22 protein-coding genes are annotated in these 20,466 nt (G+C 30.2%); 13 read left to right on the forward strand and 9 right to left on the reverse strand.

Annotation, left to right across the window (positions count from 1 at the left end; translation table 11 throughout):
* The first annotated feature begins 43 nt into the window (after positions 1-43).
* The 5 genes from CCORG_RS05315 to rpsR all read left to right on the forward strand — a co-directional run bounded on the left by CCORG_RS05315 (position 44) and on the right by rpsR (position 4,340).
* The gene (locus CCORG_RS05315; RefSeq protein ID WP_025803287.1) at positions 44-1,984 is read left to right on the forward strand and encodes an RNB domain-containing ribonuclease; all 1,941 of its coding nucleotides are present in this window, start codon (positions 44-46) and stop codon (positions 1,982-1,984) included.
* On the forward strand, positions 1,977-2,957 hold the full coding sequence (locus CCORG_RS05320) for a DNA polymerase III subunit delta (protein WP_025803286.1): 981 nt from the start codon (positions 1,977-1,979) through the stop codon (positions 2,955-2,957). Before CCORG_RS05315 ends, CCORG_RS05320 begins: the two co-directional genes overlap by 8 nt.
* A 94-nt stretch (positions 2,958-3,051) precedes the next feature.
* The gene (gene rpsF / locus CCORG_RS05325) at positions 3,052-3,495 is read left to right on the forward strand and encodes a 30S ribosomal protein S6 (RefSeq protein ID WP_025803285.1); all 444 of its coding nucleotides are present in this window, start codon (positions 3,052-3,054) and stop codon (positions 3,493-3,495) included.
* A gap of 13 nt (positions 3,496-3,508) precedes the next feature.
* Positions 3,509-4,063 (forward strand): single-stranded DNA-binding protein, encoded by a 555-nt coding sequence (locus tag CCORG_RS05330; RefSeq protein WP_025803284.1) that lies wholly within the window; start codon positions 3,509-3,511, stop codon positions 4,061-4,063.
* Positions 4,064-4,076: 13 nt separating this feature from the next.
* Positions 4,077-4,340 (forward strand): 30S ribosomal protein S18, encoded by a 264-nt coding sequence (gene rpsR / locus CCORG_RS05335; RefSeq protein WP_025803283.1) that lies wholly within the window; start codon positions 4,077-4,079, stop codon positions 4,338-4,340.
* Positions 4,341-4,533: 193 nt separating this feature from the next.
* On the opposite strand, the gene CCORG_RS05340 is transcribed toward rpsR, so the two are convergent.
* The gene (locus CCORG_RS05340; RefSeq protein WP_342355563.1) at positions 4,534-5,061 is read right to left on the reverse strand and encodes a carboxymuconolactone decarboxylase family protein; all 528 of its coding nucleotides are present in this window, start codon (positions 5,059-5,061) and stop codon (positions 4,534-4,536) included.
* Positions 5,062-5,410: 349 nt separating this feature from the next.
* Here CCORG_RS05340 and CCORG_RS05345 point away from each other — a divergent pair, with 349 nt between their 5' ends.
* From CCORG_RS05345 to CCORG_RS05355, 3 genes are read left to right on the forward strand one after another with little or no spacing between them, the layout of a single operon-like run.
* Positions 5,411-5,887: a DUF1643 domain-containing protein gene (locus CCORG_RS05345; RefSeq protein WP_034971530.1), complete on the forward strand. Its 477-nt coding sequence runs from the start codon at positions 5,411-5,413 to the stop codon at positions 5,885-5,887.
* Between the two features lie 10 nt (positions 5,888-5,897).
* The gene (locus tag CCORG_RS05350; RefSeq protein ID WP_172658557.1) at positions 5,898-6,044 is read left to right on the forward strand and encodes a hypothetical protein; all 147 of its coding nucleotides are present in this window, start codon (positions 5,898-5,900) and stop codon (positions 6,042-6,044) included.
* A 6-nt stretch (positions 6,045-6,050) separates the two neighbouring features.
* Complete coding sequence (locus CCORG_RS05355; RefSeq protein ID WP_025803281.1) at positions 6,051-6,482, forward strand: hypothetical protein; 432 nt, start codon at positions 6,051-6,053, stop codon at positions 6,480-6,482.
* 101 nt (positions 6,483-6,583) lie between these two features.
* On the opposite strand, the gene CCORG_RS05360 is transcribed toward CCORG_RS05355, so the two are convergent.
* The 3 genes from CCORG_RS05360 to CCORG_RS05370 all read right to left on the reverse strand — a co-directional run bounded on the left by CCORG_RS05360 (position 6,584) and on the right by CCORG_RS05370 (position 11,542).
* The gene (locus CCORG_RS05360; protein WP_025803280.1) at positions 6,584-8,227 is read right to left on the reverse strand and encodes a DUF262 domain-containing protein; all 1,644 of its coding nucleotides are present in this window, start codon (positions 8,225-8,227) and stop codon (positions 6,584-6,586) included.
* Complete coding sequence (locus tag CCORG_RS05365) at positions 8,224-9,528, reverse strand: DUF262 domain-containing protein (RefSeq protein WP_025803279.1); 1,305 nt, start codon at positions 9,526-9,528, stop codon at positions 8,224-8,226. The genes CCORG_RS05360 and CCORG_RS05365 overlap by 4 nt, the downstream gene beginning before the upstream one ends.
* A gap of 70 nt (positions 9,529-9,598) precedes the next feature.
* Positions 9,599-11,542: an AAA family ATPase gene (locus CCORG_RS05370; RefSeq protein WP_025803278.1), complete on the reverse strand. Its 1,944-nt coding sequence runs from the start codon at positions 11,540-11,542 to the stop codon at positions 9,599-9,601.
* 78 nt (positions 11,543-11,620) lie between these two features.
* Here CCORG_RS05370 and CCORG_RS05375 point away from each other — a divergent pair, with 78 nt between their 5' ends.
* Positions 11,621-12,502, forward strand: a complete 882-nt coding sequence (locus CCORG_RS05375) for a helix-turn-helix transcriptional regulator (RefSeq protein ID WP_025803277.1) — start codon at positions 11,621-11,623, stop codon at positions 12,500-12,502.
* Positions 12,503-12,520: 18 nt separating this feature from the next.
* On the opposite strand, the gene CCORG_RS09105 is transcribed toward CCORG_RS05375, so the two are convergent.
* Genes CCORG_RS09105 through CCORG_RS05390 form a run of 4 tightly spaced genes read right to left on the reverse strand, consistent with a single transcriptional unit; the run spans position 12,521 to position 15,708 of the window.
* On the reverse strand, positions 12,521-12,838 hold the full coding sequence (locus tag CCORG_RS09105; protein WP_320153884.1) for an NUDIX hydrolase: 318 nt from the start codon (positions 12,836-12,838) through the stop codon (positions 12,521-12,523).
* A 23-nt stretch (positions 12,839-12,861) separates the two neighbouring features.
* On the reverse strand, positions 12,862-13,095 hold the full coding sequence (locus CCORG_RS09110) for an NUDIX hydrolase (RefSeq protein WP_320153883.1): 234 nt from the start codon (positions 13,093-13,095) through the stop codon (positions 12,862-12,864).
* A 9-nt stretch (positions 13,096-13,104) separates the two neighbouring features.
* Positions 13,105-14,532 (reverse strand): magnesium transporter, encoded by a 1,428-nt coding sequence (mgtE, locus tag CCORG_RS05385; protein WP_081755088.1) that lies wholly within the window; start codon positions 14,530-14,532, stop codon positions 13,105-13,107.
* A gap of 9 nt (positions 14,533-14,541) precedes the next feature.
* Entirely contained in the window at positions 14,542-15,708 is a 1,167-nt protein-coding gene (locus CCORG_RS05390) for a peptidoglycan DD-metalloendopeptidase family protein (protein WP_025803275.1), read from the reverse strand.
* A gap of 229 nt (positions 15,709-15,937) precedes the next feature.
* On the opposite strand from CCORG_RS05390, the gene CCORG_RS05395 reads away from it, so the two are divergent.
* Genes CCORG_RS05395 through CCORG_RS05410 form a run of 4 tightly spaced genes read left to right on the forward strand, consistent with a single transcriptional unit; the run spans position 15,938 to position 19,210 of the window.
* Positions 15,938-16,600 (forward strand): plasminogen-binding N-terminal domain-containing protein, encoded by a 663-nt coding sequence (locus CCORG_RS05395; protein ID WP_172658577.1) that lies wholly within the window; start codon positions 15,938-15,940, stop codon positions 16,598-16,600.
* A gap of 9 nt (positions 16,601-16,609) precedes the next feature.
* Complete coding sequence (locus CCORG_RS05400) at positions 16,610-17,989, forward strand: FAD-linked oxidase C-terminal domain-containing protein (RefSeq protein WP_025803273.1); 1,380 nt, start codon at positions 16,610-16,612, stop codon at positions 17,987-17,989.
* Positions 17,989-18,447, forward strand: coding sequence for a VanZ family protein (locus tag CCORG_RS05405; RefSeq protein ID WP_025803272.1), 459 nt, complete (start codon positions 17,989-17,991; stop codon positions 18,445-18,447). Before CCORG_RS05400 ends, CCORG_RS05405 begins: the two co-directional genes overlap by 1 nt.
* On the forward strand, positions 18,431-19,210 hold the full coding sequence (locus CCORG_RS05410) for a YihY family inner membrane protein (protein ID WP_244948758.1): 780 nt from the start codon (positions 18,431-18,433) through the stop codon (positions 19,208-19,210). The genes CCORG_RS05405 and CCORG_RS05410 overlap by 17 nt, the downstream gene beginning before the upstream one ends.
* Here the strand turns inward: CCORG_RS05410 and CCORG_RS05415 are convergent.
* Complete coding sequence (locus CCORG_RS05415; RefSeq protein WP_025803270.1) at positions 19,200-20,465, reverse strand: ComEC/Rec2 family competence protein; 1,266 nt, start codon at positions 20,463-20,465, stop codon at positions 19,200-19,202. The genes CCORG_RS05410 and CCORG_RS05415 overlap by 11 nt on opposite strands.
* Position 20,466: the final 1 nt, after the last annotated feature.

The raw sequence follows: 20,466 nt of genomic DNA on the forward strand, positions 1-20,466 counted from the left end.
TCACAAACAAAACTCAAAAGCAAAATTTAAAAAAGGGTTAAATTTGAAGACATTTTTAGAAAATTTACTAAAAGGTATAGATGCTGGTGAGCTAAATTCTGAGCAAAAAGAAGCTCTTAGAAATTTAGAAACACTTAATGCAGTAACGCTTCACAAAAACCGCTACTATCTAAATGATGGCTTCATATGCGGCAAGCTTGATATCAGTATGAATGGAACTGGCTATATAAATGTATTTAACCCAAAATTTAAAGATGATGCTTTAGTTGAAAACAAAGACCTTGGAAGTTCAAAGCAAGGAGACATTGTCTTAGCTAAAATTTTAAAAGGAAAATTAAAAAACACAAAAAGTAGAATCAAAGCAAAGATAATGATGACTATCAAGCCAGCATTTGCAACAAGCGTAGCTTATACAAAAAAAGTCGGTAAGGAAATTCTTGGTGTAAATATAAGAACAGGACTTGCTTCAAAACTAAAAGCATCTCAAAAATCCCTCAAACAACTACCACCTTATACAGTGCTAAAAATAGACAACCAAAGTGATGAGATAGTTGAAATTTTAGGAGTTTTAGATGATGTTTGGGTGGATGAAAAAATCTCACTTGGAATTTATAATAAAAATGATGAGTTTAGCACTCAAGCTGAAAATGAAGCAAAAAGCTTTGGCGATATTGTAGATAAAAGTATGTATCCACAAAGAACTGATCTAACTAGCCTAAATTTTGTAACAATTGACCCAGTTGATGCAAAAGACTTTGATGATGCTGTTTGTTATGATTATAAAAACCGCACTTTATATGTAGCAATAGCTGATGTGAGCGAGTATGTTTTACCATATAGCGCAACTGATAAAGAGGCTAAATTTAGAGGATTTTCTATATATTTCCCGCACCGCTCAATTCCTATGCTGCCACGAAATTTAAGTGAAAATATCTGCTCATTAAAGCCAAATTTAGACCGCCTTGCGTTTTGTTTTAAAATAACTCTTGATGAGAATTTAGAACCAGTTAGCGAAGAGCTTAAAAGTGTTATTATAAATTCTAAAATTCGCTTTAATTATGATGAAGTTGATGAAATTTTAAGCAGTAAAACATATAAAAATAAAGAAATTTTAGATATGCTTTTAAATTTAGCAACTCTTACAAAAGCTCTTCGTAAAAAACGCCTTAAATCGGGCTTTGATTTTCACACAAAAGAGCTTCGTATCACACTTGATGAGAGCGGAAATTTAAAAAGTACTCGTTTTGAAACATCAACTCCTAGTCATGATTTGATAGAAGATTGTATGTTGCTTGCAAACAAAGCTGCTGCAAAAATGATACAAAAAGGTATTTTTAGAAACCACGGTGCGATGGATGATAAAAAGCTTGAAACATTGATGGAAAATTTAATGAGCCTTGGCGTTGATGCTAAATTTGATAAAGACTTTCCAAAAATGATAGCTGGAATTCAAAGCATAGCTGATGAAATGGGCATTAGAGAAGAGGTTGATAAGCTTATAATAAAAGCTCAAAAAAAGGCAGAATACGCCGTAACTCCGCTTGGACATTTTGGACTTGGATTTGATCTTTATACTCACTTTACAAGCCCTATACGCCGCTACTCTGACCTACTTTTGCACAGACTTTTAAAGGCTACTTTAAATAAAGATGAGAAGTTTTTTAACTATTTGCTTTTAAATATAGAAAGCACATGTGAGAGTTTAAACACCCTAGAAAGGGAGGCTGATAAGGTGGCATTTGACTTTATAGACCGTAAATTTGCAAGGTGGGCTTTGGAAAATTTAGGCAAGAATTTTAGATGTTATATCGATACAAACGAAAGCGTTACAACTGCAAAACTTGATGATAAACTAAAAGGCGGGCGAGTTTTTATCACAAATTATACTGGTGAAATTTTAACTCCTGTTCTTGTTGAATTAATAGATGCTGATATTATAAATGCTAAAATTTATGGAAGGGTTATAAAAAAGTTAGATGTATAAAAGAGACTTAGATGCACTTTTGTTTGCTAAGAAATTACCAAATTTTATCCTTTTAAGAAGTAAAGATGAGTTTTTAAACGAACTATACGCAGATGAAATTTTAAAACTTTGGGGGGCTGAAAATTTATATACAGTTTATCAAAATGAGTATGATTTTGCTGCTATAAAAGAATTTTTTGCACCATCTTTATTTGGTGGCAAAAACGCAGTTTATATCAAAACGAGCAAATTTGGTAGCACAAAAGAGATTAAAGATTTAATTGAAATTTGTATAAAAAACAAAGACTCATTTTTACTATATGAGTTTTTTGAAGATGAAAATTCAAAAGTAAATGATGCTTTTATAAAAGCTTTTAATGGAAATTTTGTTCGATTTTTTAGCCCTAATAATCCCAGCGAAGCACTTCAAATACTAAATAGAGTTTGCCAAAATTTAGGAATTTATCAAAACAGCACAGCCCTACTTGAAATTTATAAAATTCAAGGCGAAAATTTAAGCTTAAGCGTGGCTGAACTATCTAAATTTGCATCACTAAATTTAAAGCTAAATTTAGAAAATGTAAAAGCAAATGTAAGTGGGCTTAGTGAAGTTAGTTTTGAAGAGATTTTTAATAAAATTTTACATTTACAAGACTTTAGAGATGAGTTTTTTACATTTATCCAAAGTGGCGGGTATAATGAGAGTGAATTTATAAGTTATATGTATAGTTCAGTTTATAGAATTTTTGAAATTCATACACATATAAAACTTTTTGGAAGGCTTGATTTTCGTGAAGTTCTTGGATACACGCCCCCACCAAATATCCAAAACAACCTTAAGGCCGAAGCTTTGAAATTTAATACAGATAAATTTAAAGAGATGTTTAAGGTACTAAATGAGTGCGAATTTATACTAAAAACCAAAGCTGGTTTAGATAAAACTTACTTTTTACTATCTGAAATGCTAAGATTTCAAAGAGTAATATCAGCATAATTTAAGCAATGCTTTGATACAATCACCAGTTGCTTTTTAGCAAAAATCCTTGCTTGTGACACTACTCATAAGCTAAAATCCATAAGGAGAATATATGAAACATTATGAAGTTCTTTTCATTCTTAAGCCAACGCTTACAGAAGAAGAATTAAAAGCTCAAGTTGACTTCGTTAAAGAAGTTATTACCAAAAATGGCGGAGAAGTTGCATCAGTTATAGAAATGGGTGCTAGAAAACTCGCATACAAAATCAAAAAGTATGAAAGAGGCGTTTACTATGTCATCTACTTTACAGCCCCAACTGAACTTATTGCTGAACTTACAAGAAACATTCGCTATAATGAAAACATTATAAGATTTCTAACTGTTAAATACGAAAACAAAAAAGAGATAGATGCTTGGGAAAAACTAAGCAAAGGCATCAAATTTACTCCAGTTAGAAAAGAGAGAAAACCTCGCCCTGAAAGAGCCGAAAAAGCTCCTAAAGATGAAAACAGAGATGAAATTGAATTTTCTGAAGAAGAAAGCGAAGAGAATTAATTAAGGATAAGATATGTTTAACAAAGTGATATTAGTTGGCAACCTTACTCGAGACATTGAGATGAGATACGCAAACAGTGGCTCAGCTATAGGAAATACAGGCATAGCAGTTAATAGACGCTATAATGTAAATGGCGAAAAAAGAGAAGATGTTTGCTTTATAGATATCACATTTTTTGGCAGAACTGCTGAAGTAGCAAATCAATACCTAAGAAAAGGCTCACAAGTATTAATCGAAGGTCGCCTTCAGTTTGACACTTGGCAAGATAAAAACACCGGTCAAAATAGAAACAAACACAGCATTGTCGTAGAAAGTATGCAGATGCTTAGTGGTGGCAACCAAAGTGGTCAGCAAAATTATGGTGGAAATCAAAACTATAATAACCAAAACCACTCTAATCAAGGTGGCTACTCACAAGGTTATGATAACTACCAAAGCCAAAATTCTAAACCAAATAACAACTATCAAAACAAACAAAACAGAGGCGGATATCAAAATGACAGCTATGATGACTATAGCGAAAATATCCCAGATATAGATATCGACGAAGATGAATTACCGTTTTAAGAAGGATTAAAAAATGGCAGATAACAAAAGAAAATACGCAAGAAAGTATTGCCGCTACACAGAGGCAAAGATTGAGTTTATAGACTACAAAGATACACAACTTTTAAAGTATTGTTTATCAGAGAGATTTAAGATAATGCCAAGAAGATTAACTGGCACATCAAAAAAATATCAAGAGATGGTTGAAAAAGCTATCAAAAGAGCTAGACACGCAGCTTTAATCCCTTATGTTGTAGATAGAGATGAAGTTGTAGCAAACCCATTTGAGATACTATAAATTTCAAGGTGGCGAAATTTTCGTCACCAACTTTACATTTAAATTTACTCTAAATTTTAAACTCCACTAAATTTTTAAATTTAACCAATACAAAAGCCTATAAATTTTTAAATAATCTTGATATTTACACACAATTATTCTGAATTTACTTCATTAAATTTTAGATAATTATCAATGCTCAACCAACTAAAATTTAAAGCTTATCATACTCTTCATCGCTAACTTTTTCAAGCCATAAATTTTCACATTTCTTGCCATCAACTTCAATAGCAACATGAGAAAACCAGCTATCTTTTTTAGCCCCGTGCCAGTGTTTGACATTTGGTTTAATCGTAACAACTTCGCCTGGGGTTAGGCTAATTGCTTTTTGATTTTCTTCTTGATACCAGCCCTCTCCATTAACGCAAAGTAGAATCTGCCCACCGCCACTTTTTGCTTTATGAGTATGCCAGTTATTTCTACATTTTGGCTCAAATGTTGCATTATAAACGCCTTTTGCTAAATGTTTTAAATAGCTTTTACCAGTGAAATATTTCTCAAATGCTTTGTTTTCTTCGCCTAGACCAAACATCGGATTTGCTAAATTTTCATCATCGCTATAAACATCTTTTGCAACCCTAAAAGCCGCCCAAGCATTTGGCCAACCAGCATAAAAAGCTAAATGAGTTATAATCTCAGCCATTTCATTTTTACTAACGCCATTATTTTTAGCAGTAATTATGTGATATTTAAACTAATTATCAATCAAGCCTTTTGTGATTAAAGCACTAATTGTAATGATTGAGCGAGTTTTTAAAGCAATGTTTTCGCTCCAAACTTCGCCAAATAAAATATCATCATTAATAGATGCAAATTTAGGTGTAAACTCACCTAAAATATCCCTTCTTGCACTCTTGTTTTATCTTTAACTCCTTATAAATTTATATTACAAACAAAAAATTTTACTCATGTTTAGTAAATCAATCTTAACTAAGATATGGAGACTATTTTTTTGCTATTATTTTTCAAATGACAAAAATATGTCATGAAATTCTAATATAATTTCATAAAATATTTCAAAAGGAGAAAATATGAAAAGTGACGCTATTTTTTCAAAAGATAGAGCATATAGATATGTACTCACAAGAATATGGAGCAAAAAGAGCGAAGAATATGCTAATATGATAGCATTTATAGGACTTAATCCATCAAAAGCCAATGAAAACGAGAATGATCGAACCATTACAAAATGCATAAATTTTGCAAAATCATGGGGGTATGATGGAATTTATATGTTAAATTTATTTGCTTATGTATCTACATCGCCAGACAATTTATACAATGACAGCATTGATCCAATAGGAAACGAAAACGATAAATTTATATTAGAATATTCAAAAAAAGCTGATAAGGTGGTTTGTGTGTGGGGAAATTGTGGTTCTTTTAAAAATAGAAGCAAAGATGTTTTAGCAAAACTTGATAAAAAATACTGCTTAAAAATCAATAAATCTAACGAACCAAGCCATCCATTGTATTTAGCAGCAGACACAAAACTAATAGAATTTTAAAGTAGAAAACATGCAAACAATAGATAAATTTAGCTCTATTTTAGACATTCATGAGTGGGCAAGAGCCAACAATAACTTAAATTTTGAAAAATATAAAAAAATTTATGAGTTACTGATAAATCTAATATCATGGAAAATAATACAAGTCGTTTTATAAATTTTGATGATTTTTTTGAAGATAAAAGATTTTGCTAATCCAAAGATAATTTTATTTTTATCCATCGCTATACCAATAACTCTTGCTTATTTAAAACCATGCTATGGAGAATACAAAAGAGAATTTTCAAAAGAATTTTTAGAACAATATGATGTAAATTCTTTATATGAAGATCTGTGTGAATCAAAATGGTTTTATAGGTTTAATAATATTACTCCAAGAAATAGTAATCCTAAAACTATAAAAAAGCATAGGGCATTTCAAAAAGATCTTCAAGCAACTTGCCAACAAGAGATATGGCTACTTTCTAAGATGCTAAAAGATAGCAAATACACAGTTTCAAAAGTGTGTGGTATGAGTTCTAATTTAACCTTACAAATTTTACAAAGAAAGCAAGACTCTATGTTTGGTAGTAGCTTAATGGAAGTGAAAAATTAAAATTATAAAAACTATCCTAGATTTTTATCATAAATTTCTAGGATAGTTTGGTTTTACCTAGTTGGTGAGTTTTTTGTTTTTGGGATTGTTATATCCAAGCTTTATTTTTCTAGATCTTCTTCTAGAGCTTCTTCTTCTAGAGCTTCTTCTAAATACTCTTCTAAATCTTCTTCTTCTGGATCTTCTATTTCTAAACTAGTTATCCCCAAATCCTCTTTTAGCAAATTTATCATATCTTTGCCATGTTCTTCGGCGTTATCATAATTCCAGCAATCAAAATATTTCTGGAAAGCTAAAAGCATTTTAAGGCTTTGGATACTTTGCTTACCTTTTATCCAGTTATCAACAACTGCTTTTTTCTCATTAACTGCTTTATTTCCCAAAGATGAGTTTCTACTACTCGAAATTAAAGCTAAATTTCCAAATGTATCTATTTTACTTTTGCCGTTTTCATCAACTCCTTCAAAATCATTTTCACTAGCCTTGCTTTGTGGTTGGATATGCTCAACCGAACCAGTTCGTGTTATGAAAAAATTATCATAAATACTTTGTTTGCTTTCAACACCTTCCCAAATTTCAAACTCATTATTAGCCATCTCTTCGCCAAGCTTTTTCCAAAGTAGATAATCAAGCTTATAGAAAAAATAGTGTGGCGTGCTTGTGCCACTATTTAAAAGGTTTTCTAAATCTTGCACCCTTTCTTGCATCTTTTCTTTATCTAAATTTTCTAAAAATTCAATATGAGCGTTAAGATCATCTCCTAAATTTTCACACTCTTTTAGATAAGAAACAAGCCACTCATTTGAGTTTTGAACTTCAAATAAAAGCTGTATCATCAAAAGCTTTTTATCATCTATTGTTGATTTATATTTATCATCAAGTTCTCTTTTAAAAATATATGTATTATCAAAATTTCTTTTAAAGAGATATTTATCAAAAACAGCTCTATATTTAAAAAGTTCTTTTATAAATTCCTCACTTTTACCTGTTTCTAAAATTTTATCTTCAAAATTTCTAACAAGATATTTTGTGTCAAGTGGCATATCATCTACACCAATCACTCTAGCAACAACACAAAGGAAATCTTCAAATTTAATGATACTTTTTGCTTCTTTTTGTATGCTATTATCTTTTAAATATTTTTTTTCTACAAAATAACTATCCATATTAGAACAATTATCCCAATTTTCAGCCATATCTAAAACCGTATTAGACGACAGCTTTTCAAAAAATTTAGCTTTTAAAATTTCATGATGTTTTAGCTGCTGTTTATTTGTATTCATCGCTTCAAAATACTTTCCAGGATTTATATCATCTGATAATTCCGTAATGGTAAAATAGACATTTTCTAAGCAATCTTCTATCTCATTTTTATTTAAGTTTCTTGATAAAAAATAGCAAATATCATTCAGGCTAGACATTTCAAACTCTGTTGATTTGAAATTATCACTATTTAAATTTTTAAGCTTTTTGTTATCACTATCATCAACCTCATAGCGTATTTCAAAATAATCCTTACCAACGAATTTACTAAGCAAATACAAACTCATTAGTCTTTGTTGTCCATCTATAATTAAACCATTTTTAACAACTATATTTCCAATATAGAGCTTTTTTTGCCCATCATCTATTAAATCTTTTAAATTTTGACTCTCCCAAGCGTAATCTCTTTGAAAGAAAGGCACTATAAATTTTTTATCTTTTATGCCTTTAAGCGTATATTTTGCTATTTTGTTTTCACTCATTTTTTATCCTTATTAAATATTATATTTTTAAAAGAAATTTTTTCTATAAATTCTTTACTCATTTTATCTTTTGTTTTTTCAGTTAAGTTTTCATAAGCAATATCTGGATGTCTGATATAATCGCTATTATCGCCATTACCAAATTTAAATACATCTCTTATATCGTTTTGAATTCTTTCTATAAGTAAAGAACTAAAATCACTACTTTCAATAAATTTATAAATACGACTTAATATCGTATAATCACCCTCATTTACAAGCCACTTACAATTGTATTGCATCTTGTCATAATACGACAAAGTAGCAAATAAATAGACAAAAACCAAGTCAAAAAAATCACTGAAATTTTTATCTATACCAAATTTATCGGCGTAACATAAAAGCAATATCAACATGGATTGATTTATATAATATTTCTTAGAAAAATTAGCTTTATTAGCAAGTATTTCATAAATTTGTGCATATTTAAAAAGATAGCTAAAATACTCATTTCCTTTTATAATATTTGAATTAAATTTTAGCTCATTTATCCTTTCATATCCTTTATCTTTAATACCAATAAACTCATTAAAAATTTCATCACCCCAGCTTATATAATCTCCAAGCTTAAAATTTTTACCACCATGAATACCTCTTGCTATATAAAGGTCATTTAAAACACTGTCTACAATAGACCAAGTTGTTTTATTTTGATAGTATTTATATTTTTTAGCAATTTCTTGTTTTATAATCTCATCAGCTTTTAAATGTAAAAAATGATGATTTTTAAGCAATTCTGCTTGAGTTAGTTCTTTGCCTCTTGAGTTTTGTGTATCAAATACATCAAAAGCCTCATCTATCGTATCAACCATAAAGTATGTTACAAATAAATTATTTTTTACAAAATTTGCAATTTCTTCTTTATTTGATAGTTCTAATTTATTCTTTATAGAATTAGAATTTTTTGAAAGTGCATTTTCCGAGTTTGGATTTTTCTTAAAATCAAAAAATTTATCATTTGGTTTGATTAAAAAACCTAATATTAACGCCAAAGTAGTAAGTCTTTGCTGACCATCTACGATATCAAGGCTATTTTCATTTTTATGAAGTATGATATTTCCAAGCAAATAGTTAGTTTTTTTAGAACTCATAGCTTCTAAAATATCATCTATTAACTCATTTACATTTTGAGTTGTCCATCTATATGGTCTTTGATACTTTGGAATTGTCAAATTTTCAAACTTTTGTTTATCACCCAGCAAACCAAAAATCTCTCCAATACTTGCAACGCCAACATTTAAGCCATTTTCTACATCACACATAACAGCTCCTTAAAAGTGTTTTTAAACTCATATTTGCCTCCTTAAAATTTTAAAATTATACTTTAAAAGCTTATAAATTTTCCTTTAATAAATTTCTTTCCTTTAAAATCTCAAAAAGTTCTAAATCGCTATTTATCTTTAAAAATTTCATACTTCTTTTTATCGCTTCAAAGTCGCCTACCGTTAAATTCCTAAGATTTAAAAGCAAGTTTTCAACCTCACTACTAAGCCCAAGACTTTCAAAGCTTTTTTTAAAAAGCTCTTTTGTTTGGGTAAAATTTAAAGACTTTAACTCTATCATCAAATCAAACCGTCTTAAAAACGCCTTATCTATTAAATCAATTCTATTTGAAGTTGCCACTAAAATGCCGTTAAAACTCTCCATTGATGTTAAAAACTCATTTATCATAGTTAGTTCCCAGCTTCGCAGTGCCCTTGATTTATCATAAATAAATCCCTCAATCTCATCTATTAATAAAACAGCTTTTTTATCATTTGCCACGTTAAAAATATTTTTAATATTTCTTTCGCTTTCACCAACATATTTTGATAAAAAATCCCCTGCCGAAACTATCATAAGCTCCTTTTTAAGTTTATCAGCCAAATACCTAGCATACGCACTTTTTCCGCCACCACTTACGCCATACAAGCAAATTCTTGCACTATTTTGTATATTATTTGCTAAATTTTCAAGGTCGTAATCAGCATTTAAAAGTGAAATTTCATAGTTTTTTGGAAGGTATTTTTGAGTTTTTTTAAACTGCATTTTTTCATATCCAAAAGCATTTAAACTGCTATTTAACAACGCTTTAAACTCTTTTGAGGAGTCCTTTAAATTTAGAGTTTTTATAACTTTTAAAGCTCTACTTATAACTGCTGGTTGGAGATTTTTAGAATTACTAAAAAGATTTTTTGTTTTGTTATTTACTAAATTTTTAGCGTATTTATCTATGATTTTTCGTTTTTGCTTTTTAGGGATATCGCTAAACTCAACTATCATATCAAACCTTCTTAAAATCGCCTCGTCGATGCAGTCAATATAATTTGTAATATAAATAACAATTTTTTTATTATTTTCAAGTATATTGTTAAAATAAGCTTTAAAATCTTGCTTTGATTTTTCGTTTAAATTAAAAATATCCTCAGCTTCGTCATAAACAAAAATAGTGTTTTTGCTAACAAAATTTGCCATAAAATTTAAATTAGCAACCCTAGCTAATGGTCTTAAAATATATTCACTTTTATCACTTGCTAAAATTCCAAGCCCAAAAGCATCACACTCTTTTGCAATTAGCGAACAAATTTCACTTTTTCCAACTCCTGGCTTTCCATAAAACAATATATTAACGCCTTTTGTTTGATGCTTTATAGAGTGTTTTAAATAAGGTAGTAAAATATCTAAATGCTTCTTTATATGAGAATAATCACTAAAATTTAGACTAGTTTTAGGAAGTTTGTAAGTGTAATTTTCTATAAATTTATTAATGCCATCTTCTAAAAAAAGATATTTTGCAAAATCATTATCTTCTAAAAATTTATGCCTAGAACTAAGATCTATACTAAAAACATAATCCAAAACAGTTTTTGCTTCAAAGGTTTTTTCAATCTCTTCGGTGGAAATTTTAAGTATCTTAGAATAAAGTGTAAAAATATCGTGCTTAAATTTAAAATTTGATGATACGCTATTTAAAATAGCAGAGTCTAAAGATAAAATAAGTGTGCTAATTTTTAAAATTTGCTTTTGAGTATGAGTTAAATTTAGAGTTTTTTCTAAGAAATTTAGGTTTTTTTCTAAAACATTTTGGTTATCTACTTTAAAATTTGCTTCTAAATTTCTTAGAGTTTCTTTTAATTTTTTTAAGATATTTGGAATTTCTAAATTGTTAATTATAGCGTTTTCGCCTAAATATTTATATAAAGCAGTTGGGCGATTTTTTATCAAAAGTGCTATTTGTTCAGGATAAACAGCCACCCTTAACTCTATAATTTTCATCATATCATCATAGTATTTCATAACTCCTCCTTAAAAAATATGGTAAAATTATATGGTCTTTTAATGACATTTTTTTGTCATCAACAAAAAAGGAAAAAAATGCCAACACAAAAAACTCTTAAAAAAACAAAAGAAATTTTAAATATTCTTAAAAAATCCTCAACTAGCGAAGAAAAGCTATGTGAAATTTTTAGTAAAGACAGAAGGACAATTGCAAGATATATAAAAATTTTAAAAGATGATGGCATAAATATAAGATTAGAAAATGGAATTTATAAGATAACTGGTTTTGAAAAAGATGAAAATAGCGTGATTTATGAAGTTATTAAAAATTTAAGCCAAAATCAAGGCGTTGAGTTTTTTAATAAAAGTAAAAATTTATTTGATGATTTTGATAAAGGGTATAAAAATGCCTTTTTTATCCACGCAAAAGATGAGGTTTTAAATAGTGATGATTTAGCTCTTTTTGAAAACTTAGCAAAAGCTATAGAAAATAAAAAAATGATAAATTTTTTATATGAAAATTTTGAGTTTAAAGTAAAGCCATTAAAAGTTGCTAAATTTGAAGGATATTGGTATTTACTCTGTTTGGACGCAGATAAAAATGATAAATTTAAAAAATTTCATGTAAAAACTATTAAAAATTTAAGCGTTTCAAATGAGAGTTTTAAAACCTCAAAAGAGATAGAAACAAAGCTAAAAAATGCAAATTCTATTTGGTTTGATATAGATGAGGAAAGCTTTGTGGTTGAGCTTTTAGTCCATAACTTGGTTTTAAAATTTATTGAAAGAATTCCACTTAAAACACAAAAAATGATCTCACAAAAAAATGATTTTACAACTATTTATTTAGAAATTTCAAATGAGTATGAGATAGTTCCTTTTATACTTAGGTTTATCCCATTTATCAGGGTTATCTCGCCAAATGAACTAAATGAAAAAATCAAAAATTTACTAAGCGAGTATCTAAAATCAATTTAAAAACTAAATTTATATAAACTAGCTTTTAAATTTCATAAACCACCATAGCAAGGCATATCCTAAATTTGCAGATTTAACCAAACTATCATCGTTTAAAAATTCCATAGTCTTAGAGACTGGCAAATAAAATAGCTCTATATCTTCACCATCTATCCCGCCACCATCACTTACTCTCATATCATCACAAATTTCAGTGTAAAATAGTGTCTGTCGCCCAGCACTTGTGCCAAGTGAGCCATAAAATGTAGTTATTTTATCCACGCTTTTTACCTTATAACCAACCTCTTCTTCTATCTCTTCTATGACAGTAGTTTCCTGGCTTAATCCTTTGTCCATTAGCCCAGCACACAGCTCATAAGTTATCCCACTACATAAATTTCACCCAAATTTAGCTCCCTTAAAAGAGCTGGTATACGAAGCTGTTTTACAAGTAAAAATGCATCTTTTTTACGGTGATATAAAAGCACCGACACACTATCGTGGACCTTCATACAGTCCCACTGAAAAATCTTTTCATTTTTCTCAAATTTCACCCTAAAAGGCTTTATGTATTTTGAATCTTTAGCTTCGTATATATCTAAAATTTTAACCATTTTAAGCCCTTATAATAGTATAATTGTTGCAAGTCCCAAAAATGCAAAAAAGCCTATCATATCAGTTAGTGCTGTTAAAACCACAGATGAACCAACAGCAGGATCAACGCCAAATTTCTTTAACATCAAAGGAATAACCGCCCCAAAAAGCCCAGCAATCATTAAATTTATAACCATAGCCATAGCTATTACAACACCAAGCATGGCACTTTTAAACCAAACAAACGACACTAAAGCCACAAGTAAGGCAAAAACAGCTCCATTTAAAAGAGCTATGCTACACTCTTTTTTTATAACCTCTTTTGCGTGTTCGAAATTTATATCTCCTAAGGCTAGGCGTCTAACTGTTACAGTAAGGGCTTGCATACCGACATTTCCCCCCATTGAGCTAACTATTGGCATAAGAACAGCTAAAGCCACATATGACTCAATAGTCGCTCCAAAAAGCCCTATAACAAATGAAGCAAGAAAAGCTGTGACTAAATTCACGCCAAGCCATGCTCCCCTTGAACGCCCTACTTCTATAAGGCTCTCACTCTCATCTTCAACCTCATCATCAACTCCAGCAAGGTTATAAATTTGCTCAGTTGCACTCTCAGTCATAAAGTCGTGGATATCATCAGGTGTAATTCGCCCTACTAAAACCCCACGACTATCAACAACTGGAACAACAGACAAATCATAATCACCAAAAATTTTAGCAACATCTGAAATTTTATCTCTATCATGCACTGTTATAGGAGTAAAATCATCATCTTTAGGAGCACTTTTTACAACCTCTTCAACTGTAAGACTAAAGTTATACAAAATAAGGTCAGATAAATTTATAGCGTATTTTAAATACCCTTTTTCATCAACAGCAAAAAGCTGATAAGCCACTTCTAATTCACCACTATGACGCATATCTCTTAGTCTATCTACAGCTACACTAACTTGCTCATCAAGTCTAGCACTAAAAAGTTCAAGCTGCATATAAGCACCAGCTTCGTCATCTTCATATGATGATAGTTTTAAAATATCTTCTTTATCATCATCATCAAGCTCATCAAAGATCTTTTTGGCCTCTTCTTTATTTATTTCAGATAGATCTTCTAAAAGCTCAAGTTGATCGTCACTTTCAAGCTCTTCAAAAAGCTCGACCATCCTATCTCTAGGTATAACATCAAGCATATCTTTAAGCATATGATTTGGCATATCAAATGTTGCTTCTGCCAAATCATCCGTATCTAGCTTATGCAAATACTCTTCATAAATTTCTTCATCATGTTTTTTTAATTTTCTAAGATGGTAGGCAATATCTGGAGCACTTAAATACTCCCCAACATCATCTATATGATCATCAAGAGCTTTTTGTGCTTCTCTTGCTTTTCTAGCAGCTCTTTCTTCTCTGCTTTCTTCTTTACTCTCTTCTAATATCTCATCTTGCAACTCTTCCATAAAGTCCCCTTAAAATGCTATAAAACTATCAAAACCTACAAATTTCTCAGGATTGTGAAAACCACCCATTGCCATTTGAAGTTTTTCATTTTGCTCTTTTACTAGCTTAGCAAATTCTTGCTTTTCCTTAACATTTTGAACCTCTTTTTCCACACTTACTACTTTTTGAAAATCCATAGCTTTGTTGTTTTTATAAAGACCTAGATGAAGATGTGGACCTGTGCTTGTCCCAGTTGAACCAACATAAGCTATAACTTGTCCTTGTTTGACACTTTGCCCTGATTTTAACCCCTTAGCAAAGCCATTTGTGTGCGCATAAAGGCTTTTGTATCCGTTTGCATGAGTGATCTCAACTGTTTTTCCATATCCACCCTTCCTGCCTACAAAACTAACTCTACCATCAGCGACTGCTTTTATAGGAGTTCCTGTTTTTGCAGCATAGTCAGTTCCAAGATGTGCTCTATATCTTTTAAGTATAGGGTGAAATCTTTTTGGGCTAAATTTAGACGAAACTCTAGCTCCAGGTATTGGAAGCTTGAAAAAAAATCTCTCACTTATCTTCCCTCTTTCATCATAATATTTTAAGCCATATTTATACATATATTTACTTTTACCATTTTCTTCTATCATTCCAGATATGATCTCAGGTTGACCATAAGGTCGACCAAGACGCTCTTTTTGGATATATCTAAGTGCAAGATTATCATTTTTTTGAAGCCGTTTAAAATTTACAACCTTACCAAAAACAACACTAAAAGCATTAGCAAGTGCACTATTTCCTGTTGCTTTACTTATATCCATATATGGTGAACTCTCTATAGAAACCCCAAGAAGATGTTCACTTTGTGTATATATAACTGGTGTAAAATTTAAAGCGTAATTATCACTTTTATCTTTATAAATATGAATTTGAAGCTCTTCTGTTATAGGCACAAGAAGCTGTTCAAGTATGCCATCTTCATCCACCATAATCTCACACTCAGTTCCTGCTACAACTTCAGTTGCAAGCTCTTTATCTGTATCTGAGAGATTATAATATAGCCTTAATGGAATATTTGAGTTTTCTAAAAATTGTAAAAAAGTAACTCCATTTGGCCATGTGAAATTTTGCATACTATAGCCCTTAGCATGTAAATTTAGAACTATAACTAGTAGAATAAAAATTTTCTTAAACATATTTCCCTTTCATTTACCAAACTTTGATTTTACAAAAATTTGGCATACACTCAGTAAACAATAAAACCAAATAAATTCTTGAAAAAGAGTATTTTACAAATATAAAGCATTATTAGTTATTAACCATAAATTCAGTATAATTACAAATCACATGATCTAAGGAGAGAATTTGAGATATTTAATATCGTTTTTCCTATTTATAGGAAGTGTTTTTGGAGCTTCTTTTTATATGCCTACATATGAAACCATACTTTTAGATGTTGACCAAGAAAAAGGAACTGGCTTTATTGTAGATAGTTCAAGCATAACTATAGGAAGCAGTGGTGTGATTTCACACACTTTTGATAATGGCGAAAGCTCTATCATAGCAAGAGCTGTTGTTGAAAGCAAACAAGACGGCAGGGCAAAAGTAAGATTTGAAGTTTTTAGTATGCTATCTCAACCAGCACTTCCACTACCTGGAGTTTTACCACAAAAAGGTGATGAAGTTGTGCTAAATTTCCTTTATGATAGAGCTTTAATCGTTGTTCCAAATGAAAATATATATAATCAAATAGTTTCAACTTTTACAAATATCAACTTTGTTCACCCAGATATAATAGGAGCTTATCTTAACAATCACAGCACTCCAAATCCAAGCAGAGATGATTTTCGTAAAATGTGTGCTGATAACGCAGCTGGGCTAATATTTATCGCTATGGATCAAAAGGCTGTATTTGCTGATTGTGGAAGTTTTGAAATTTTAAAAAGCTTTGAAAGTGCAAGTGTTGATAACTATCAAGTACCGTTTTATAGTAGAATTTATGGAATTTCACCAGCGTGGTGGAAATGGAACAGTGAATATATAAATGACTACAACGAACACTATAAATTTCTTTTAGATATAAAATAAGGCTAAATTTTGCAAAACATTCACATAGAGTATTTCATAAAACTTTTAGGTAAAGACAACGCTTACTTTGATAAGGCTCATCTTTTAGCGTATAGCTACGATGCCACAAGAAAAAAACATCTCCCTGATGGAGTACTTTTTCCACGAGATGAGAGCGATGTAAGTAAGATTTTAAAATACTGTAACGATAATCAAATAATCGTAATTCCAAGAGGGGCTGGAAGTGGTTTTACAGGTGGTTCACTTGCTGTAAATGGAGGAATTATTTTAAGTTTTGAAAAACATATGAACAAAATTCTAGAAATAGACCTTGAAAATATGGTAGCCGTAGTTCAGCCAGGTGTGATAAATATGGACCTTCAAAAAGTAGTAGAAGATCACGGTCTTTTTTATCCCCCAGATCCAGCTAGCCAAAACTACTCAACCATCGGTGGAAATGTAAGCGAAAATGCAGGCGGTATGCGTGCAGCAAAGTATGGCATAACAAAAGACTATATTATGGCACTTAGAGCTGTTTTACCAAATGGAGATATAATAAGAGCTGGTAAAAAAACCATAAAAGATGTAGCAGGGTATAACATAGCTGGAATTTTGGTAGCAAGTGAAGGAAGCTTAGCCATTATAACTGAGATAACACTAAAACTAATTTCAAAACCTAAACTTGTAAAAACAGCGATGGGCGTATTTAACTCTGTAAATGACGCTATGAATGCTGTTTATAAAACTTTAGCAAGTGGTGTAAAGCCAGTTGCTATGGAGTTTTTAGATAGTTTAAGCATACAAGCTGTTGAAAAACGCTTTAATAAAGGGCTTCCAACAGATGCTGGAGCGATACTTATAACAGATGTAGATGGCGATATAGAAGAGGCTTTGATAAATGATCTTGCTAAGATAGAAAAACTCTTCAAAGAAAATGGTGCAACTAAATTTACCGTAGCAAAAGATGAGAACGAAAGAGCAAATTTATGGTTTAGCAGACGAAACTGCTCACAAGCTATAACTTGCTATGGCTCTTTAAAGCTTAATGAAGACATCACAGTTCCAAGATCAAAACTTCCTAGTTTACTAGAAAAAATAGCTGAAATTTCAAAGAAATTCAGAGTTACAACTCCTTGTTTTGGACACACTGGAGATGGCAATGTCCATACAAATGTTATGGTAGATAAAGATGACCCTGAAGCTGTAAAAAGAGGATACGCCGCAATTGAGGAGATCTTTAAAGCTACAATTGAACTTGGCGGAACCTTAAGTGGAGAACACGGCATAGGAATTTCAAAAGCACCATATATGAAGTTGGCTTTTAGTGATGAAGAGATGAATCTTTTTCGTGCTATAAAAAAAGCCTTTGATCCAAACAATATCTTAAACCCAAATAAAATGGGACTATAATGGATAAATTTATAAAAAATAGAAATTTTATAAATTTATCTTTTTTTATTTATGTAGCTATCATTTTAAAATTTGCAGTATTTAGAGATGGCTTTTTAAGTGGTGGAAATTTTTTTAGATATAATCTAGCTCCTTTTATTGAGATAGTTGAGCTTTTTAGAAATGCTACACCATATCAGTTTGGAGTGATATTTTTTGGAAATATTCTTCTTTTTTCACCTTTTGGAGTATTTTTAAAATACAAAAGGCTAAATTTAACTCAAATTCTTATTTTTAGCTTTATCTTTTCTTTAATGATTGAGATATGTCAACTTATTTTCAAAGTTGGAATTTTTGAGATTGATGATTTAATGCTAAACACTATAGGTGCCATTTTAGGGGCTAAAATATATCAAATAATAAGAGTTTATAACTATGGTTTGGAAAAAATTAAAAAACTATATGAACAAAGCTTATGATGCGGAGCTTTTTTACTACGCATCAAGTCTTAGCTTTAACACTATTTTATCGATTATTCCGTTATTTTTGCTATCGTTTTCTATCTTCACACAGCTTCCGAGCTTTACAGAATACTATGAAAAAGCTAAAAATTTTATCATCCAAAGCCTACTTCCAGCACATCAAGACGCCATATCTAGCTATATCGAGCAGTTTTTATCAAATAGCGTAAATTTAGGGATTTTAGGTCTAGTTGCCATTATTTTTACTACAATTATGTTTTTTGATAACTATAGCTACATAGTTTCAAAACTTACAGATACTAAACAAAACAGCTTCTGGAAGGACTTTAGCAAATACTGGACGCTTATTACATTAGCACCTTTTGGGCTTGGAGTTTCATTTTATTTATCGGCGAAATTTGAGCAAATTTTAAATCAAAGCTTTGTTACAAGCTGGATAAATTTAGCATTTATACTGCCGTATTTGATAATATGGATAATATTTTTAGTTACCTACATGATATCAATAAATTCAAAATTCACACTTAAAAATATACTAATTAGCTCATTTATAACAAGCCTAGTGTGGAATATATCAAAGTATATTTTTATAGGTTATACATTTTACAACAAAACTTACATGAGTTTATATGGCTCTTTTAGCGTGCTATTTTTCGCACTTTTGTGGATATATATAAGCTGGATAATATTTCTTTATGGATTTAAAATTTATATATATTTAGAAAGTAAAGAAAAAAGAATTGACAATATCAAACTATAAAAAACAGTGGCAAAATTCCTATAAATGCTAAAAACAGAGCTATAAATTTATACCTTATAGCAGGAAGTAAAAGTAAATTCATAATATAAAAAAGAGGTGCTGGAATTTGAGTTTGAAAAGTTGAAATTTCATAGTTTAAAAACTCTAAAAGCATACCATCCATTAAATTTCCAACTCCAAATATGTGAAGCAAAATACTTACTGGGTAAAAAATTACAAATATATACCCAATAGGAATAACAGCTATCTGGCTAAAAGCTAAAGTGTGAAAGAAGTGATAAACAGGAATATTCATAGCAAAATATACATATAAATTTAGCAAAATCGCGTGAGTTATTATGTTAAATTTAGTGTATTTTATCTCTCCAAAATGATGAGCATATAAGTAGATATAAAACACCCCTAAACACGAAAAATAAAACCCAATAGAAAACAAAAGATGTGGTATAAAAGATACGCTTAAAAGTATTGTCAAAAAAAGCGTGTAAAATGATAAAATTCTTATATTTTTTATGAGAAATAAAAACCCAATAAAAGCCATCACAAGTGATCTTAAAAAGCTAGGTGTAAAATCAAGCAAAAATAGATAAAAAACCATCAAACAAAAAGCAAAGATAGATATGTCAAAATAGCTACTTCGATATGGAAAAAATCGCCTTTGGAAGTAACGATAAATCGGCGTTATAGTTAGAAAAATAACGCCAAATATAATTCCCAAATGAAAGCCACTAATCGATACCACATGAGCTATGCCCCACTTTGTAACATCATCACGAAGCTCTTTTGAGATAGGAGTTGCAAGATACAAAGTAACATACAGCTCTTTTATTTTATCGCTGCTGTGTTGAGAATCTATGAAATTTATGATATTTTGCTTAAAATTTGGCTTTGGTTTAAGCTTTTTTATCTTAAATGATGGCAGATAAAATCTCTTTTTTAGCCAATCTTTATAACTTATAGAACTAGTTACAACACCTAAATTTAGTCTATCATATCTACTTATATTAGCATCTTTTTTAGTAGTTGTATAAAAGCTAAACTCCCCACTATCAAGCTTTAAAACCCTGTAAGTTTTAGAATTTTTAGTTTTTAGATAAGAGTGCTCAACTTTTGCATCTAAAAAGTGAAATTTGCTACTTTTAAATTCTTTAAATTTAACCCACTCATAGCCTAAATTTAAGATAAAAATAGAAATTATAACAGTTAAAAATATCAAAATCTCAGATCTATTCTCAAAAAGTTCAAATTTTCTCATA

Origin of the sequence: Campylobacter corcagiensis (genome assembly GCF_013201645.1) — a bacterium.
Classification (GTDB): domain Bacteria; phylum Campylobacterota; class Campylobacteria; order Campylobacterales; family Campylobacteraceae; genus Campylobacter_B; species Campylobacter_B corcagiensis.

Excerpts from the sequence above, each read along its gene's own strand:
- CCORG_RS05360 (WP_025803280.1), bottom strand. The coding sequence starts at position 8,227 with ATGAGTGAAAACAAAATAGCAAAATATACGCTTAAAGGCATAAAAGAT.
- CCORG_RS09110 (WP_320153883.1), bottom strand. The coding sequence starts at position 13,095 with ATGGTTAAAATTTTAGATATATACGAAGCTAAAGATTCAAAATACATA.
- CCORG_RS05390 (WP_025803275.1), bottom strand. The coding sequence starts at position 15,708 with ATGTTTAAGAAAATTTTTATTCTACTAGTTATAGTTCTAAATTTACAT.
- CCORG_RS05365 (WP_025803279.1), bottom strand. The coding sequence starts at position 9,528 with ATGTGTGATGTAGAAAATGGCTTAAATGTTGGCGTTGCAAGTATTGGA.
- mgtE (WP_081755088.1), bottom strand. The coding sequence starts at position 14,532 with ATGGAAGAGTTGCAAGATGAGATATTAGAAGAGAGTAAAGAAGAAAGC.
- rpsR (WP_025803283.1), top strand. The coding sequence starts at position 4,077 with ATGGCAGATAACAAAAGAAAATACGCAAGAAAGTATTGCCGCTACACA.
- CCORG_RS05320 (WP_025803286.1), top strand. The coding sequence starts at position 1,977 with ATGTATAAAAGAGACTTAGATGCACTTTTGTTTGCTAAGAAATTACCA.
- CCORG_RS05370 (WP_025803278.1), bottom strand. The coding sequence starts at position 11,542 with ATGAAATACTATGATGATATGATGAAAATTATAGAGTTAAGGGTGGCT.
- CCORG_RS05330 (WP_025803284.1), top strand. The coding sequence starts at position 3,509 with ATGTTTAACAAAGTGATATTAGTTGGCAACCTTACTCGAGACATTGAG.
- rpsF (WP_025803285.1), top strand. The coding sequence starts at position 3,052 with ATGAAACATTATGAAGTTCTTTTCATTCTTAAGCCAACGCTTACAGAA.
- CCORG_RS09105 (WP_320153884.1), bottom strand. The coding sequence starts at position 12,838 with ATGGACAAAGGATTAAGCCAGGAAACTACTGTCATAGAAGAGATAGAA.
- CCORG_RS05345 (WP_034971530.1), top strand. The coding sequence starts at position 5,411 with ATGAAAAGTGACGCTATTTTTTCAAAAGATAGAGCATATAGATATGTA.
- CCORG_RS05355 (WP_025803281.1), top strand. The coding sequence starts at position 6,051 with ATGATTTTTTTGAAGATAAAAGATTTTGCTAATCCAAAGATAATTTTA.
- CCORG_RS05395 (WP_172658577.1), top strand. The coding sequence starts at position 15,938 with ATGCCTACATATGAAACCATACTTTTAGATGTTGACCAAGAAAAAGGA.
- CCORG_RS05405 (WP_025803272.1), top strand. The coding sequence starts at position 17,989 with ATGGATAAATTTATAAAAAATAGAAATTTTATAAATTTATCTTTTTTT.
- CCORG_RS05350 (WP_172658557.1), top strand. The coding sequence starts at position 5,898 with ATGCAAACAATAGATAAATTTAGCTCTATTTTAGACATTCATGAGTGG.
- CCORG_RS05410 (WP_244948758.1), top strand. The coding sequence starts at position 18,431 with ATGAACAAAGCTTATGATGCGGAGCTTTTTTACTACGCATCAAGTCTT.
- CCORG_RS05415 (WP_025803270.1), bottom strand. The coding sequence starts at position 20,465 with ATGAGAAAATTTGAACTTTTTGAGAATAGATCTGAGATTTTGATATTT.
- CCORG_RS05375 (WP_025803277.1), top strand. The coding sequence starts at position 11,621 with ATGCCAACACAAAAAACTCTTAAAAAAACAAAAGAAATTTTAAATATT.